The organism is Serratia sp. NA_13, assembly GCF_052691735.1.
Map to the genome: position 1 here is coordinate 124,057 of NZ_JBQZFV010000009.1, position 16,205 is coordinate 140,261.

Consider the following 16,205-nt stretch of genomic DNA (forward strand, 5'->3'; position numbering starts at 1 on the left):
CATCGCGTACGGGGACGCTTTTCTTGACCTGAAGCAAGCCGCCTGTAAATCTATAGAATTGCTCAAATAACCCCTTTATCCCCGCCATTCAAATCGTGCTATGCTGGCGCTCCACATTTTCTCCATTTTGTTATTACGCGAACATAATCATGCGCTCTCAACACAAGGTAGCGGCTGGGCTGATCGGCATCCTGATGTCACTGGTCGCCCCGGCAAGCCTGGCAAATTTGTTGTCGGAAGACAGTGCCGTTAAATCCGAATATATGGAAGCGCAACGCGACAGTGAAGTTTATTCGCTGATTGGCGAGCATGTTATTCCTGTCGGTGAAGTGAAGCAGGGGCAACTGATCCAGGTGTTCCCGGCGGATGCGGAATATTACGAGTTCAAATTCGGCCATGGCACGGGTTTTATTGATAAAGACGACGTGCGAGAGCTTAAAAAATCACGCAAGGTGAAAGACTCTCTGGGGGAGTTGAATAAACCGCTGACTAACCAGAACCTGATCACGCAGAAGGCGATCAACGTCTATACCGATGCGGATAACACCAGCGATGTGTTTGGCATACTGGAACAGAACCTGCGCTACCCAATCATCGGCAAGCTGAAAGATCGGCTCAACAACACCTGGTATGAGGTCAACATTGGCGATCGCCTGGGTTATATCAGCGAGCTGGACTGCGAGATTGACACCGGTATACCGATACTGACCTATCATCATTTGCTGAAAAATGAAGAGAACAAGCGCTTCCGCCATACCTCGACGACCACCTCTGACGTGGCGTTCAGTAACCAGATGACCTATCTGAAGCAGGCGGGCTACGACACCATTTCCCTGTATCAGTTGGAAGCCTACCTGAAAAACCAGATCAATCTGCCGGGCAGGGCGGTGGTGCTGACATTTGATGACGGCCTGAAGTCGGTCTATCGCTATGCTTACCCGGTATTGAAGAACTACGGCTTGCGCGCCACGGCGTTTATTATTTCTTCACGCATCAAGCGCCATCCACAGAAGTGGAACCCAGACTCGCTGCAGTTTATGAGCATTTCCGAGTTGAAGCAGATTCAGGACGTGTTCGACGTGCAGTCGCATACCCATTTCCTGCATCGTACCGACGGTAATCGTCAACCGATCCTGCTGAGCCGTTCGCTACACAATATTGAATTCGATTTTGAGCACTCACGCCGCGCGCTGTCGCAATTTAATCCGTATGTGCTGTATGTCTCCTACCCATTTGGCGGCTACAATCAGCGGGCGATACAGGCTGCGAAAGACGCCGGTTTTCATCTGGCGGTGACCACGGTGCAGGGCAAAGTGAAACCGGGGGATAACCCCTATACGCTGAAACGGCTGTATATTCTGCGCACCGACTCGATTCAGACCATGGCGGACAGAATAGCCAACAAGCCAGGAACGCTGGTGGTGCAATAATCAGAAAGGAACGGGCGCCGACAGCGCCCGTTTTTACTTTTACGCGACCTGAACCGGCACGGCTTTCGCCTTGCGCTGCAGGTGGTTGTCACCCTCGAAGTAACCAACTTTTGGGCGGTGCTGGCGGGCATCTGCATCGCTCATCTGTACGTAAGAGCAGATGATCAGTTTGTCGCCCACGCAGGCGCAGCGTGCTGCCGCACCATTGACCGAAATAATGCGCGAACCGCGTTCGGCGGCGATGGCATAGGTTGAGAAACGCTGGCCGTTATCAACGTTATAAATATCGATAGCTTCATATTCCAGAATGCCTGCGGCTTCCAGAAAGTCCTGATCGATGGCGCAGGAGCCTTCATAGTGCAAGTCGGCCTGAGTCACTTTCACCCGATGCAGCTTGCCTTGCAGCATAGTACGTATCATAGCTTTACCTAATATAGAGAGGCGATTGGGTTAAACATCCATACCGAGATGTATCGTCACCGATAAGCCCGAAATTGTCTACTGTCGGGCTGGTTGTAATGGTGACGATTGCACGAAAAACGACCTACAGCGTCAGGTCAACCTGCTGGTTGTCGATCAACCGCGCTTTACCCAACCAGGCGGCCATTAACACCACTGCACGTTGGCTTTCAACGCCCAGCGGTTGCAGGCTGTCGGCGTCACGGATAAACAACTCGTCTGGGGTGAAACCGGCGCTGCGCAGGTGCTTTGCGGTTTGTTCCAGCAGTTCGTCAACGTGGCGTTCACCATTGCTGAGCTGTTCGGCCAGCGCGTTCATGATTTTGCTGAGCTGCGGCGCGATTTTCCGCTCTTCGGCGGTCAGGTAACCGTTGCGCGAACTGAGCGCCAGACCATCTTTGGCGCGTACTGTCGGTACGCCAACAATGTCGATGTCGTAGCCCATATCCGCCACCATCTTGCGGATCAGCGCCAGTTGCTGATAGTCCTTCTCGCCAAAACAGGCCAGATCCGGCTGCACCAGATTGAACAGCTTGCTGACAATGGTGGCGACGCCGCGGTAGTGGCCCGGACGGCTGGCGCCTTCCAGCATGGTGGAAATACCCGGTACGTCGACATAGGTTTGCTGTTCCAGCCCCTGCGGATAGACATCAGCCGGCGCGGGTGCGAACACCAGTTCGACACCGCGGCGGGTTAGTTTTTCGCTGTCTTCCTGCAGGGTGCGTGGGTAACTGGCAAGATCTTCAGGGCGTTCGAATTGCATCGGATTGACGAAAATACTGACGACCACGACATCGGCACGCGCGCGGGCTTCATCAATAAGCTGCATATGACCTTCGTGCAGGTTACCCATGGTCGGCACCAGCGCGATGCGTTTCCCATCCTGACGCCAGCGGCGGATCTGCTGACGCAACAGCGGCAGGGTTTCGATAATTACCATTCCATAACTCCTAACGCGGACACTTTAGTTGAAAGAGTGCTCTTCAGCGGGGTAAATGCCTTGCTCTACGTCCTGAATATATTGTTGCACCGCCGAGCGGATATCGCCGCTCTGTGCCAGGAAGTTTTTAGCGAATTTTGGCGTGTGGCCACCGGTAATACCGAAGGCGTCGTGCATCACCAGGATCTGCCCATCAGTGACGTTACCGGCACCAATGCCGATCACCGGAATGGTCATGGCTTCAGTGACCTTGCGTGCCAGTTCGGTTGGGACGCACTCCAGCACCAGTAGTTGGATGCCGGCCAGCTCCAGATTTTTTGCATCTTCCAGCAGTTGCTTGGCGGCAAGTTCATCGCGGCCTTGCACCTTGTAGCCACCGAATACGTTGACTGACTGCGGCGTCAGACCGAGATGGCCGCAGACCGGCACTGCGCGTTCGGTGAGAGTTTTCACCGTTTCACACAGCCAACTGCCGCCTTCCAGTTTCACCATATTGGCACCGGCCTGCATCAGCTCGGCAGCATTGGCGCAGGCCAACTGTGGGGTGGCATAGCTCATAAAGGGCAGGTCGGCCAACAACAGACAAGTCGGAGCACCCCGGCGTACGGCACGGGTATGATAGGCGATATCGGCGACGGTGACCGGTAGGGTGGAGTCGTGGCCCTGCAGCGTCATGCCCAGTGAATCGCCCACCAGCAGCACTTTAACGCCTTGCTCTTCAAACAGTTTGGCAAAGCTGGCATCGTAGGCAGTGAGGGAAGCAAACTTGCGCTGTTCCTGCTTCCACTGGCGCAAATGGGTCACGGTGGTGGGTTTCATCACTACGTCTCCTGAATAGAGCCGCGCGGCGTACGCAGGGCCCTGGCTACAAAAAAGTGCAGTCATTCTACTGTAACCCTAACGGGGTGGGTAGCGCAGATCATAATGCTTAAGCGGTTCTTAAGAACCTTGTGGTGTAATGGGCGGCAATGACTAAAAAAGGACGCACATGCGAATTCTGCTGATAGAAGATGACAAGTTAATCGGCGACGGGATCAAGGCCGGGCTGACCAAACTCGGCTTTAATCTGGACTGGTTTACCGATGGACTGGTCGGCAAAAATGCGCTGGAAAGCGCGCCTTACGATGCGGTGATCCTCGACCTGAGCCTGCCGGGCCTCGATGGCCTGGATCTGTTGCGTCAGTGGCGGCAGGCTGGCCATGACGTGCCGGTGCTGATCCTGACCGCGCGTGATGCACTGGAGCAACGGGTCAGCGGCCTGCAAAGCGGTGCCGATGATTACCTGTGCAAACCTTTTGCCCTGGCGGAGGTTGCCGCGCGCCTGCAGGCATTGATCCGCCGTCGTCACGGCCAACTGATGCCGCAACTGGTCCATGGCAATGTGGTGTTCGATACCGCCACCCGTAGCGTGAGCTGCAACGGTGAGCAGGTCACGCTGACCCCGCGTGAATTGGCGGTGCTGGAGCTGTTTTTGCATAACAGGGGACGGGTATTGGCGCGACCACTGATCCAGGAAAAACTGTACAACTGGGACGACGAAGTCAGCAGCAACGCGGTGGAGGTGCATATCCATCATCTGCGGCGCAAGCTGGGTAACGGTTTTATCCGTACCATTCACGGCGTGGGTTATACGCTGGGGGACAACGCGTGAAACATCTGAGTCTGCGGTTGAGATTGATCCTGATTTTCAGCCTGCTGGCGTTATTGACCTGGTGCGCTGCCAGCCTGGTGGCGTGGAAGATGAGCCGTAATACCATCAATGAAGTCTTCGATACCCAGCAGATGCTGTTCGCCAAACGGCTGGCAACCGCCAACCTGGGCGATCTATTGGCAGACGAGAGCGTGCGCAGCCTGCCGAAAACCAAAAAACTGGTGCGCCACGGCAAGCGTGGCGAGCAGGATGATGATGCGCTGGCATTCGCCATTTTCGACCGCAACGGCAAGATGCTGCTCAACGACGGGGAGAACGGTGCGGATTTCCGTTTTGACGGCGACCGTGACGGTTTCACCGACGGAGAACGCAAGGGCGATGACGACAGTTGGCGGCTGCTGTGGCTGACCAGTCCAGATGGACGTTATCGCATTGTGGTGGGGCAGGAGTGGGATTATCGCCACGATATGGCATTGGGTATGGTGACCGGGCAACTGGTGCCCTGGCTGGTGACGCTGCCGATGCTGATGCTGCTGATTGCGCTGATGGTCGGGCGCGAGCTACGGCCATTACGCACCGTCGCTGCCGGGCTGCGTAAGCGCGCACCGGACGATGCCACGCCGCTGGATGCCGGCCAGGTACCGACCGAAGTCCGGCCACTGGTCGATGCGCTTAATGCTCTGTTTAGCCGAATCAATGCGCTATTGGTACGTGAGCGACGTTTTACTTCTGACGCCGCCCACGAACTGCGCAGCCCGTTGGCGGCGTTGCGGGTGCAAACGGAAGTGGTACAACTGGCCGGTGATGACGAGCAGATGCGCGAGCATGCGCTGGGTAATCTGACGGTGGGTATCGATCGCGCCACCCGACTGGTGGATCAACTGCTGACGCTGTCGCGGCTGGACTCCCTGTCAGACCTCGCCGAGCTGGAAGCTGCCGACTGGGGCCAACTGGTGCCGATGACGTTGGCCGAGCAGGAGCGTCATGCACATGCGGCCGGTGTCACGTTGCGTTACGAACAGCAGGGCACTCCGGCGCTGATACAGGGGCAAGCGTTGCTGCTGTCGCTGCTGGTGCGCAATCTGGTGGATAATGCGGTGCGTTACACCCCGGCGGGCGGTACTGTCACGGTGAGGCTGACAGAACGCCTGCTGACGATCGAGGATAATGGTCCGGGAGTGACGACGGAACATCTGGAGCGGTTGGGGGAGCGTTTTTATCGTCCACCGGGTCAGGAACAGACTGGTAGTGGCTTGGGGTTGTCAATTGTGCAACGCATCGCCACTTTGCACGGACTGCGGGTTAGCTTCGCCAATCGACCTGAAGGGGGCTTTGTTGCTCAGGTAGCGCTGTCGGGCACTTTGTAGGTCCTGCGCCGACTCAGGCTTTTGGCCTGGGTTGGTGCCAGAGCTCCATGCCGTTTTTGGGTACGCGCTTCAGGCAGCTGGCCAGCGACTCACCGTCCGGGAAGATTAACTCAGGGGCGATTTCTGCCAAGGGATAGAGCATGAACTCACGCTCTTTCAGACCGTAGTGCGGCACCGTCAGGCGATCGGTATGAATCACCTGTTCGCCATACAGCATGATGTCCAGATCGAGGGTGCGTGGGCCCCAGCGCTCATCTTTGCGCACGCGGCCCTGATTGCGTTCTATCGCCTGGGTGTGATCGAGTAACTGTTCGGCGGGCAGCAAGGTATCCAGGGCCACCACCGCATTGAGAAAGTCCGGCTGGTTTTGCGGCCCCAGCGGCTTGGTGCGGTAAAACGAAGAACAAACGATCAACCGGGTGCGCGGGAGATGCTCCAGCGCTTCCAGTGCGGCTTTCACCTGCTGTAGCGGGTGCGCCAGGTTGCTGCCCAACGCGATATAAACGCGGATCATTATTCTCCTTCTTTACGCGGCGTCCGGCGGCGAGGGCGCCGCTGACGCGCACGGCGCGGTGCCGGGTCGTCACCCAAAGTACTCAACATGGTTTTCTGTCGTGCCGGTGTAGCTTCCTGGAACTCGCCCCACCATTCGGTCAGACGCAGCATCTCCTGGTTTTCTTCTACTTCGGCACGCAGCGCCAGCAAATCGTAAGCGGCGCGGAATTTCGGATGTTCCATCAGCTTGTGCGCGCGCTTGCCCTGACGACGGGACAGACGCAGCTGCAACTGCCAGATATCGCGAACCAGTGTGGTGATGCGTTTCGGGATGGCCAGCGAACGACACTGCTCGTCCAACACATCATTCATCGCCAGCGCGAAGGCGTCGTAATACGCCAGCCCACTTTCCTGCGCCAGTTTCTGCGCATGTTCCAGCAGCGGATACCAAAGCATAGCAGCAAACAGGAACGCCGGATTGACGCGCATGTTGTTTTGCAGACGGTAATCGGTGTTCTTCAGCACCTGCGCCAGAATACGCTCCATTGGCGTGTCCTGGCTCGGCGTGAAGTGACGTGCAATCTGCGGGAACAGCGGTTGGAACAGCTGGTATTCACAGAGCTTCAGATAGGTCGGATAACCGTAGCCTGCCTGCAGCAGCTTGAGTGATTCCTCAAACAGACGCGCTGGCGGGATCTCATGCAGCAAGGACGCCAAACGCGGTATCGGCTCGGCAGTTTCTTCGCTGATACGCATCTCCAGCTTGGCGGCGAAACGCACCGCGCGCAGCATGCGCACCGGGTCTTCACGGTAGCGGGTTTCCGGATCGCCAATCAGGCGGATCACGCCCTGTTTGAGATCGCGCAGGCCATCGACGTAATCACGCAGGGTGAAGTCCGCTACGCCGTAGTACAGGCTGTTGATGGTGAAGTCGCGGCGCTGGGCATCTTCTTCGATCGAGCCGAAGATGTTGTCGCGCAGCAGCATGCCGTTTTGGGCCTGCTGGGAAGAATTTTTGTCAGATTCCGGCGTTTGCTGCTCGTGGTGACCACGGAAGGTGGCAACCTCAATGATTTCCGGCCCGAACATCACGTGGGCCAGGCGGAAGCGGCGGCCAACCAGACGGCAGTTGCGGAACAGCTTGCGCACTTGTTCCGGCGTCGCGTTGGTGGTGATGTCGAAATCTTTCGGTTTTTTGCCCAGCAGCAGGTCGCGTACGCCGCCACCGACCAAATAGGCTTCGAAGCCGGATTTGTTCAGACGATACAGCACCTTCAGCGCATTCTCACTGATGTCTTTACGTGAGATGGAGTGTTGGTCGCGGGGGATCACGGTCATTGAGCCGGTTCCCTCGGCGGTAGGAAAAGGTGGGCGTTTACGCGGTGCCGGCCGGCGGGCAGGGCTTTCTCTGCCGCGATCGACGGAACGTCGCTGCGGCGCGGCCGGCTGCTGAGCCACCACGCTTTCTTCGCGGACTACGTTTTTATCGCTGACCGGCGCATCATCGCGCGGCTGCTTGTCATCGCGGATTAGCACCTTACGGCAGAAATTGGCTACTCGGGTAAAAATGGTACACCTCGATAGTGTCTGATAAAAATGGCGCTAACAAAAAATAGCGGCTAATCATAGCTCACCATGGCTCTTTTGAGAATGCCGATGTGTTTTCGTCCAGGGAAATGGCATCCCGGCGCGGCACATCGTCCAGCTTCCAGTGAGCGACTGCCCAGCTCAATAATAATGACAGGTCAAGATCTTGCCAGCTTTCCGGTAGCGGTTGGCGCAGAAATTTCAGCGCGGCTACCAGTGTCGGCCGTGGATCGCCGTCGGGGAGGGCAGGCGCATGGTTTTGCTTCGACAGTTTGCTGCCGTTAACGCCCAGCGCCAGCGGCAGATGCACATAGGCGGGCACCGGCGCCTGCAACTGGTGGTACAGCGCTATCTGGCGCACCGTGGGTTCGATCAGGTCGGCACCCCGCACGATTTCGGTAATGCCCTGAAAATGGTCGTCCACCACCACCGCCAGATTATAGGCGAACAGCCCATCGCGCCGGCGGATGATAAAGTCTTCTCGAGCCAGTGCCGGGTCGGCCTGCAACTCGCCCTGCAGGCGGTCATTGAAGGCGTAAACCGGGGCGGACTGACGCAAGCGAATGGCGGCGCTCTGCGGGCCAAGATTCAAATGACGACAGTGGCCGTCATACAGACCGCCTAGCTGCTGGATGCGGCTGCGGGTGCAGTTGCAGCAATAGCTGAGTCCCTGCTGATGCAGTAGATCCAAAGTAGCGCGGTAAGCTTCATGACGTTGGGATTGATAGATGACCTGGCCGTCCCAGAGGAGACCATAATGTTCCAGAGCGGATAAGATACGAGCGGCCGCACCGGCGACTTCGCGCGGGGGATCGATATCTTCAATGCGAACCAGCCACTGCCCGCGTTGGGCACGAGCCTGGAGGTAACTTCCCAGAGCGGCAATCAGCGAGCCGAAATGCAGATCTCCGGAAGGCGATGGGGCAAAGCGCCCCACATATTGTCTTTCTTGCATATCAGAGGGGAAACTTTCCCTTTTCTCTGTGCGGCGCACGCAGAACGCACGCCGCAGCGGTAACAACTGTATTAGCCTGCCATCTGCTTTTCGCGGATTTCGGCCAGAGTCTTGCAGTCGATGCACAAATCAGCAGTCGGACGCGCTTCAAGGCGACGAATGCCGATCTCCACGCCACAGGATTCGCAGTAGCCGAAATCTTCGTCTTCTACTTTCTTCAGCGTTTTCTCGATCTTTTTAATCAGTTTGCGCTCGCGGTCGCGGTTACGCAGTTCAAGACTGAACTCTTCTTCCTGAGTGGCACGGTCGGCCGGATCAGGGAAGTTAGCTGCCTCTTCCTGCATATGAGATACAGTACGATCCACTTCATCCCTGAGCTGGTTGCGCCATGCTTCAAGAATGCGCTTGAAATGCGACAACTGGGCGTCGTTCATGTACTCTTCGCCCGGCTTCTCTTGGTACGGCTCCACCCCAGCGATGGCGAGAATGCTCAAGGACGAGGTTTTACGGGTTTGCCCTTCTTGCATGTTGCTTCTCCTACATACACACGCACTATCGAATCCCCAATGTGGGGGAAAAACAGGCCGCTATAAATAACAGATGGGAAGTAGGTTGGCAATTATTCCTGTCGCCTGCTTGACATTGGTGTGAAGGAAGGCGTATTTGGCGACGCGTTAACCGGCTGTCGAATAATCGGTGCCCGGTCAGTGCTAATCGATAAAAAACGGTAACTTATCGCAGAGATATATACCGTCAGGTGATAATTTAGCCCCATAGCAAACCACTTCTACACCCAACTGCCGAACCTGTGCCAACAGTGTCGCATAACGCTCATCTATATGATGTGCCGGTGCGACCTGCTCAATACCGCTATGTAACACAGCAAAGAACAATACCGCCCGTTGCCCGCTTTCAACCACGCTTAGCAACTCACGTAAGTGCTTCTGTCCTCTGAGCGTTACCGCATCAGGGAAGTAACCACGTTGTTGTTGCAGTAATGTGACTGACTTAACTTCAATATAGCAGTTAGCGCGATCTTCTGCCTGTAATAACAAATCGATACGGCTGTTCTCACCGCCATATTTTACTTCGCTGCTGATTTTACTGTAACCGGATAATTCATTGATTAGATTCTGTTCGATCGCCTCACGTACCAAGGTGTTGGCACGCAGGGTGTTCACGCAGATCCAGTCCCCCTGTTGGGTATGCGTCAGCTCCCAGCTGTGGGCATATTTACGTTTGGGGTTATCCGACGTGGAATACCAGACGGTATCGCCAGGCGTGGCGCAGCCAGTCATCGCACCGGTATTGGCGCAGTGCAGGGTGAAGGTTTCCCCTTCCGGGGTGACGACGTCCGCCAGAAAGCGTTTGTAACGTTTAATCAGCGTGGCGTGGCGCAACGGTGGCGAAAAAATCATGGCATTTCCTGATGGGCTAAAGACCATTGCTCAAGTATCTGATAACGCGTGCGGCCGTTTTCAAACACTGACTGGTACAGGGCGAATTCGTTAGCGCTGAAGTTCCAGCCCGGCGTAGCGGGCGGCACGGCGACCGGCTGCATGGCACTGCGTAGCAGGGTGATATGCGGATGAAACGGCATCGAGCTTTGATAGCAGCCGCTGCGGGCCGCTTGCGATCGCAACAGCTCCGCCAACTGCAACAGGCCGCGCGGCGCACGGCGGGTGCCGAGCCAAACCACCCCGGGACGCGGCCAGTGGCCGAGGTCATCGAGCACCATGCTGAAACCGGGCTGGCTGATACGGGCCGCCAGCTTTTTCAACGCGGATTCTTTTTGCGCCGAAACGTCGCCAAGAAAGGCCAGCGTCAGATGCAAATTGGCTGCCACGACCGGCCGGCCGACTTCCGGCGCGAAGGCTTCGGCGCGCCAGCGGATCACCTGTTGCTGCAGCGCATCAGGCAAGGTCAGGGCGAAAAACAGGCGGCGCGAGCTGGACATAGGTTCCCGGCAAGTAATGAAAGGCGGAGTCTAATGCTACAATGTGCGCCGTCCAATGTTAACCACTACGGAGAGTTCTGTGTCTTCACTGCCCGTCAGCGCGGTTCTTGATCAATTACTCACTGCGCTGCAATCCGCCCCGCAGGTCTTGCTGCATGCGCCGACCGGTGCCGGTAAATCCACCTGGCTGCCATTGCAGCTCCTGGCCAGGGCCGGGTTGCCAGGGCGAATTATCATGCTCGAACCGCGGCGATTGGCGGCGAAAAACGTGGCTTACAGGTTGGCTCAGCAACTGGGAGAAGAGCCAGGCCAGACGGTGGGTTACCGCATGCGCGCCGAAAGCAAAAGCGGGCCCAATACTCGGTTAGAGGTGGTTACCGAAGGTATTCTTACCCGCATGCTGCAGCAGGATGCCGAACTGCAGGACGTCTCGCTGGTGATCCTCGACGAATTCCATGAACGTAGCCTGCAGGCCGATCTGGCATTGGCGCTGCTGTTGGACGTACAGCAGGGGCTGCGTGACGATCTAAAGCTGTTGATCATGTCGGCGACGCTGGATAACGCCCGGCTGTCGCAGTTGCTGCCGCAGGCCCCTGTGGTGGTATCTGAAGGCCGCAGTTTCCCGGTTGAACGCCAGTATCAGCCGTTGGCCAGCCATCAGCGGCTGGAGGACGGCGTGGCTGCGGCGGTAAAACGCCTGCTGTCGGAACAGACGGGATCGCTGTTGCTGTTTCTGCCGGGCGTAGCGGAAATCAACCGGGTGCTGGAGCGGTTGAACGGTGAGGTGGCGGCCGATACCGAGCTATGCCCGCTATACGGTGCCTTGCCGTTGGCACAGCAGCAAAAAGCGATCCAACCGGCCCCCGCCGGGCGACGTAAAGTGGTGCTGGCGACCAACATCGCCGAAACCAGCCTGACCATCGAAGGTATCCGGCTGGTGGTCGACAGCGGCCTGGAGCGACTGGCGCGTTATGACGTGCGTAACGGTCTTACGCGGCTGATCACACAGCGTATCAGTCAGGCGTCAATGATACAGCGTGCCGGCCGTGCCGGGCGTCTGGAGCCGGGTATCTGCTGGCATCTGTTTGCCAAAGAGCAGGCAGAACGGGCTGCAGAGCACGCCGAGCCGGAAATTCTGCAAAGCGATCTGGCCGGTTTTTGGCTGGAGTTGCTGCAATGGGGCTGTCATGACGTCGGGCAACTGACCTGGCTCGACAGGCCACCGGAAACGGCGCTGGCGGCAGCCCGCAGGCTGTTGCAGCGGCTGGGAGCCATCGATGACGGCGATAAACTCACCTCGCGCGGTCGGCAGATGGCCAAACTGGGCTGTGAGCCACGGCTGGCGGCGATGCTGACCCACGGCGCGGATCTCGGAGCCGATGGGCTGGCAACCGCCGCCACGCTGGCGGCGTTACTGGAAGAGCCACCGCGTAGTGGACAAATGGATATCGGCTACTGGCTCAGTCGCCCACAGCCGAACTGGCAACGTCGTGCCACCCAACTTGCTCGACGTTTGCCGGTGAAGGCCGGGCAGGTTGATGTCGAGTTGGCGCCGCGCCTGCTGGCGTTAGCCTTCACTGACCGCATCGCTCAACGGCGCGGTCAGGATGGCCGTTACCTGCTGGCCAACGGCATGGGCGCGGCGATGAATCAGGACGAGGCATTATCGCGTGCGCCATGGCTGATCGTACCCAGTCTGCTCCAGGGGCATAACAGCCCTGATGCTCGTATCCTGCTGGCGCTGCCGGTGGATATCGAGGCGCTGGCGGCACAGTTGCCAGCGATGGTTTCCCAGCAAAATGCCGTGGATTGGGATGAGGAAAAAGGCACGCTGCGCGCCTGGAAACGCCAGCAGATTGGTCGCCTGACGCTGCGTGCGCAGCCGTTGGCTAAGCCGGCTGCCGAAGAGTTGCAACTGGCCTTGCTCAATTGGGTGCGTGTCCAGGGGGTAGAGGTGCTCAACTGGGACACCGCCGCCGAACAGTTGCGCCTGCGCCTGCAGTGCGCACAGAACTGGCTGCCGGAGGCTGACTGGCCGCCGGTTGACGATGAGTCGTTGTTGGCATCACTGGAGCAGTGGCTGCTGCCGTCACTGAGTGGCGTACGCGACATGCGCGGGCTGAAACAGGTGAATATCGCCGAGGCACTGTCGCGGTTACTGAATTGGCAGCAAAAGCAGCGACTGGATAATGCGTTACCCACTCATTACACTGTGCCGACCGGCAGCAGACTGCCGATCCGCTATGATGCCGGCAAACCCCCGGCGCTGGCGGTGCGTTTACAGGAAGTGTTTGGTGAACAACGTAGCCCGATGCTGGCCGAAGGTCGCATCCCGGTGGTGCTTGAGTTACTCTCACCAGCGCACCGGCCGTTGCAAATCACCGGCGATCTGGCGGCGTTCTGGCAGGGCGCTTACCGGGAAGTGCAAAAAGAGATGAAAGGGCGTTACCCGAAGCACGTGTGGCCGGACGACCCGGCAAATACCGCACCGACGCGGCGCACGAAAAAGTATCAGTAATCCCCGTTATACTTGACGCCGCATCTGTGTTGGCTGCACTCACTTACCCGAATCACTTACCAGAGTAAGCTCATCGGGATAAGCTCTCTTGCCGCCTTGATGCAACGCCAATTATTTAGGGGACGAATTCAGATGTTTCTTCTGTTCAGCGGCCTCACGCCACGACAGATTAAGCGACTTATAATGGCCGGCAGTGCCGCCAAGTCTGGAGATTAACAGCAATGGCTGGGGATGACCGCGAGCCCATCGGGCGCAAAGGGAAACAACCAAAACGCACCGCGTCGCGCAAGCCGCCGCGCCGTCGTCGAGATGACGATTACGATGATTACGAGGAAGACGAGTACCAGGATGAAGATGATGATTATGAAGACGAGGAAGAACGCATGCCGCGTAAGGTAAAAGCGACTCCGCCGCGTAAAAAACGCCGTTGGCTCGGCTTGCTGATCAAACTGATTCTGGTGGTTGCCGTGCTGTTGGCAATCTACGGCGTTTATTTGGATTCGCAGATCCGCAGCCGCATTGACGGCAAGGTCTGGCAGTTACCGGCGGCGGTGTATGGCCGCATGGTCAACCTGGAACCGGGTATGCCGTACAGCAAAAAGGAAATGGTCGATCTGCTGGAGGGCATGCAATACCGACAGGTCAGCCGTATGACTCGTCCGGGGGAATTTACCGTACAGGCCAACAGCATTGAGATGCTGCGTCGTCCCTTTGATTTTCCGGACGGTAAAGAGGGGCAGATCCACGCCCGCCTGGATTTCCAGAACAACCGTCTGGCGAAAATCGAGAACATGGAAAACCAGCGCAGTTTCGGGTTCTTCCGCCTCGATCCGCGCCTGATCACCATGTTGCAGTCACCGAACGGTGAACAACGTCTGTTTGTCCCGCGCGCCGGTTTCCCGGATCTGCTGGTGGATACGTTGATCGCCACAGAAGACCGTCACTTCTATGAACATGACGGCATCAGCCCGTACTCCATCGGCCGTGCCGTGCTGGCTAACCTGACCGCCGGGCGTGCGGTGCAGGGCGGCAGTACCTTGACGCAGCAGCTGGTAAAAAACCTGTTCCTGACCAACGAGCGTTCGCTGTGGCGTAAGGCCAACGAAGCCTATATGGCGTTGCTGGTGGATTACCGTTACAGCAAGGATCGTATCCTTGAGCTGTATCTGAACGAGGTTTACCTCGGTCAGAGTGGCAACGACCAGATCCGCGGTTTCCCGCTGGCCAGCTTGTATTACTTCGGCCGCCCGGTGGATGAACTGAGCCTGGATCAGCAGGCGCTGCTGGTGGGCATGGTCAAAGGGGCGTCGCTGTATAACCCTTGGCGTAACCCGAAACTGGCATTGGAGCGTCGTAACCTGGTACTGAAACTGTTGCAGAACCAGGGCGTTATCGATGCGGAACTGTATAACATGCTCAGCGCCCGGCCGTTGGGCGTGCAGCCGAAAGGTGGTGTGATCACACCACAGCCGGCGTTTATGCAGATGGTGCGTCAGGAACTGCAAGCCAAGCTGGGCGACAAGGTTAACGATCTCTCCGGTGTGAAAATCTTCACCACGCTGGATCCGGTTTCACAGGATGCGGCGGAAAAAGCGGTTGAAGACGGTATTCCGGCATTGAGGGCGGCTCGTCACGTTCAGGATCTGGAAGCGGCGATGGTGATTGTCGATCGTTTCAGCGGTGAAGTCCGCGCGATGGTCGGCGGTGCCAACCCGCAGTTCGCCGGGTTTAACCGTGCGATGCAGGCACGTCGTTTGGTCGGTTCACTGGCCAAGCCACCGACTTACCTGGCTGCACTTTCCGAGCCGGACAAATACCGCCTCAACACCTGGCTGGCGGATCAGCCATTGACGCTGAAATTGTCGAACGGCACCGTCTGGCAGCCAAACAACTATGACCGCAAATTCCGTGGGCAGGTGATGCTGGTGGATGGGTTGGCCTTCTCGCTCAACGTTCCGACGGTGAATTTGGGCATGGCGGTTGGGCTGGATCAAATCAGTGCCACACTGCAACGTCTGGGCATTCCGAAAGCGGAAATCAATCCGGTACCTTCCATGCTGCTCGGTGCTATTGGCCTGACGCCGATGGAAGTGGCGCAGGAATACCAGACCATCGCCGGTGGCGGTAATCGTGCCCCACTGTCAGCGGTGCGCTCGGTGATCGCCGAAGACGGTTCAGTGCTGTACCAGAGCTTCCCGCAGGCGGAACGGGTGGTGCCGGCGCAGGCGGCTTATCTGACTTTGTACGCCATGCAACAGGGTGTCGCGCGCGGGACTTCCCGCTCATTGTCAGTGAAATTCCCCAATTACAATCTGGCGGCGAAAACCGGTACCACCAACGATCTGCGCGACAGCTGGTTTGCCGGTATTGATGGCAAAGAAGTGGCTATCGCCTGGGTGGGCCGTGATAACAACGGCCCGGCCAAATTGACCGGTGCCAACGGTGCGCTGACCCTGTATCGCCGCTATCTGGAAAACCAGACGCCGCTGCCGCTGATGCTGCAGCCACCGGAAGGTATCAACCAGATGGGCATCGATTCAGGCGGTAACTTTGTCTGTGGCGGTGGCGGGCGCACCATCCCGGTGTGGACCGACAATCCGCAAGGGCTGTGTCAGGCAAGTCAGGCGGCTCAGCAGCAACAGCAACAGCAACAGCAACAGCAGCAACAGGCTGCGGGTGAGCAAAAAGATGCTGACGGTGTTGCCGGTTGGATCAAGGACATGTTTGGCCAGTAAGCGGTCAATCATGTAAAGCGCTTAGGCGAAAAGTTTTTCTTTGTTATTAAGCCCGTAACTTTCTATTGCGGGCTTTTTTTATTTCTCTGTGCAATTCATTTCCATTCAGTT

General features: G+C 57.5%; 14 protein-coding genes. 5 read left to right on the forward strand and 9 right to left on the reverse strand.

Annotated features, from left to right (window positions below; all coding sequences use genetic code 11):
- Nucleotides 1–149: 149 nt before the first annotated feature.
- Nucleotides 150–1,430: a polysaccharide deacetylase family protein gene (locus ACUTSU_RS14240; protein ID WP_445651782.1), complete on the forward strand. Its 1,281-nt coding sequence runs from the start codon at nucleotides 150–152 to the stop codon at nucleotides 1,428–1,430.
- Between the two features lie 39 nt (nucleotides 1,431–1,469).
- Here ACUTSU_RS14240 and panD read toward each other — a convergent pair whose 3' ends face one another.
- From panD to panB, 3 genes are all read right to left on the reverse strand, one after another.
- Complete coding sequence (gene panD / locus ACUTSU_RS14245; RefSeq protein WP_012146695.1) at nucleotides 1,470–1,850, reverse strand: aspartate 1-decarboxylase; 381 nt, start codon at nucleotides 1,848–1,850, stop codon at nucleotides 1,470–1,472.
- A gap of 124 nt (nucleotides 1,851–1,974) precedes the next feature.
- On the reverse strand, nucleotides 1,975–2,829 hold the full coding sequence (gene panC, locus ACUTSU_RS14250; RefSeq protein ID WP_445651783.1) for a pantoate--beta-alanine ligase: 855 nt from the start codon (nucleotides 2,827–2,829) through the stop codon (nucleotides 1,975–1,977).
- A gap of 24 nt (nucleotides 2,830–2,853) precedes the next feature.
- Complete coding sequence (gene panB, locus ACUTSU_RS14255; protein ID WP_445651784.1) at nucleotides 2,854–3,648, reverse strand: 3-methyl-2-oxobutanoate hydroxymethyltransferase; 795 nt, start codon at nucleotides 3,646–3,648, stop codon at nucleotides 2,854–2,856.
- A 169-nt stretch (nucleotides 3,649–3,817) separates the two neighbouring features.
- Between panB and qseB the strand changes: the two genes are divergently transcribed.
- On the forward strand, nucleotides 3,818–4,480 hold the full coding sequence (gene qseB / locus ACUTSU_RS14260) for a quorum sensing response regulator transcription factor QseB (RefSeq protein ID WP_445651785.1): 663 nt from the start codon (nucleotides 3,818–3,820) through the stop codon (nucleotides 4,478–4,480).
- Nucleotides 4,477–5,847 (forward strand): quorum sensing histidine kinase QseC, encoded by a 1,371-nt coding sequence (gene qseC, locus ACUTSU_RS14265; protein ID WP_445654305.1) that lies wholly within the window; start codon nucleotides 4,477–4,479, stop codon nucleotides 5,845–5,847. The genes qseB and qseC overlap by 4 nt, the downstream gene beginning before the upstream one ends.
- Before the next feature lie 13 nt (nucleotides 5,848–5,860).
- Here qseC and folK read toward each other — a convergent pair whose 3' ends face one another.
- From folK to thpR, 6 genes are all read right to left on the reverse strand, one after another.
- Nucleotides 5,861–6,361 (reverse strand): 2-amino-4-hydroxy-6-hydroxymethyldihydropteridine diphosphokinase, encoded by a 501-nt coding sequence (gene folK, locus ACUTSU_RS14270; RefSeq protein ID WP_261110744.1) that lies wholly within the window; start codon nucleotides 6,359–6,361, stop codon nucleotides 5,861–5,863.
- Nucleotides 6,361–7,911, reverse strand: a complete 1,551-nt coding sequence (pcnB, locus tag ACUTSU_RS14275; protein ID WP_445651876.1) for a polynucleotide adenylyltransferase PcnB — start codon at nucleotides 7,909–7,911, stop codon at nucleotides 6,361–6,363. The genes folK and pcnB overlap by 1 nt, the downstream gene beginning before the upstream one ends.
- A 61-nt stretch (nucleotides 7,912–7,972) precedes the next feature.
- A complete protein-coding gene (gluQRS, locus tag ACUTSU_RS14280; protein ID WP_445651787.1) occupies nucleotides 7,973–8,884 on the reverse strand; it encodes a tRNA glutamyl-Q(34) synthetase GluQRS in 912 nt (303 codons plus the stop codon).
- Nucleotides 8,885–8,955: 71 nt separating this feature from the next.
- A complete protein-coding gene (gene dksA, locus ACUTSU_RS14285) occupies nucleotides 8,956–9,411 on the reverse strand; it encodes an RNA polymerase-binding protein DksA (RefSeq protein WP_012146687.1) in 456 nt (151 codons plus the stop codon).
- Between the two features lie 183 nt (nucleotides 9,412–9,594).
- Nucleotides 9,595–10,302, reverse strand: a complete 708-nt coding sequence (gene sfsA, locus ACUTSU_RS14290; protein ID WP_261092541.1) for a DNA/RNA nuclease SfsA — start codon at nucleotides 10,300–10,302, stop codon at nucleotides 9,595–9,597.
- Nucleotides 10,299–10,841, reverse strand: a complete 543-nt coding sequence (gene thpR / locus ACUTSU_RS14295) for an RNA 2',3'-cyclic phosphodiesterase (protein WP_445654306.1) — start codon at nucleotides 10,839–10,841, stop codon at nucleotides 10,299–10,301. The genes sfsA and thpR overlap by 4 nt, the downstream gene beginning before the upstream one ends.
- A gap of 79 nt (nucleotides 10,842–10,920) precedes the next feature.
- Between thpR and hrpB the strand changes: the two genes are divergently transcribed.
- Together hrpB and mrcB are read left to right on the forward strand one after the other, a co-directional pair.
- Nucleotides 10,921–13,359 carry an ATP-dependent helicase HrpB gene (gene hrpB, locus ACUTSU_RS14300; protein ID WP_445654307.1) on the forward strand — a complete coding sequence of 813 codons (2,439 nt, stop codon included), beginning with the start codon at nucleotides 10,921–10,923 and terminating at the stop codon, nucleotides 13,357–13,359.
- A 221-nt stretch (nucleotides 13,360–13,580) separates the two neighbouring features.
- Nucleotides 13,581–16,094, forward strand: coding sequence for a bifunctional glycosyl transferase/transpeptidase (gene mrcB / locus ACUTSU_RS14305; protein WP_445654308.1), 2,514 nt, complete (start codon nucleotides 13,581–13,583; stop codon nucleotides 16,092–16,094).
- Nucleotides 16,095–16,205 lie beyond the last annotated feature (111 nt).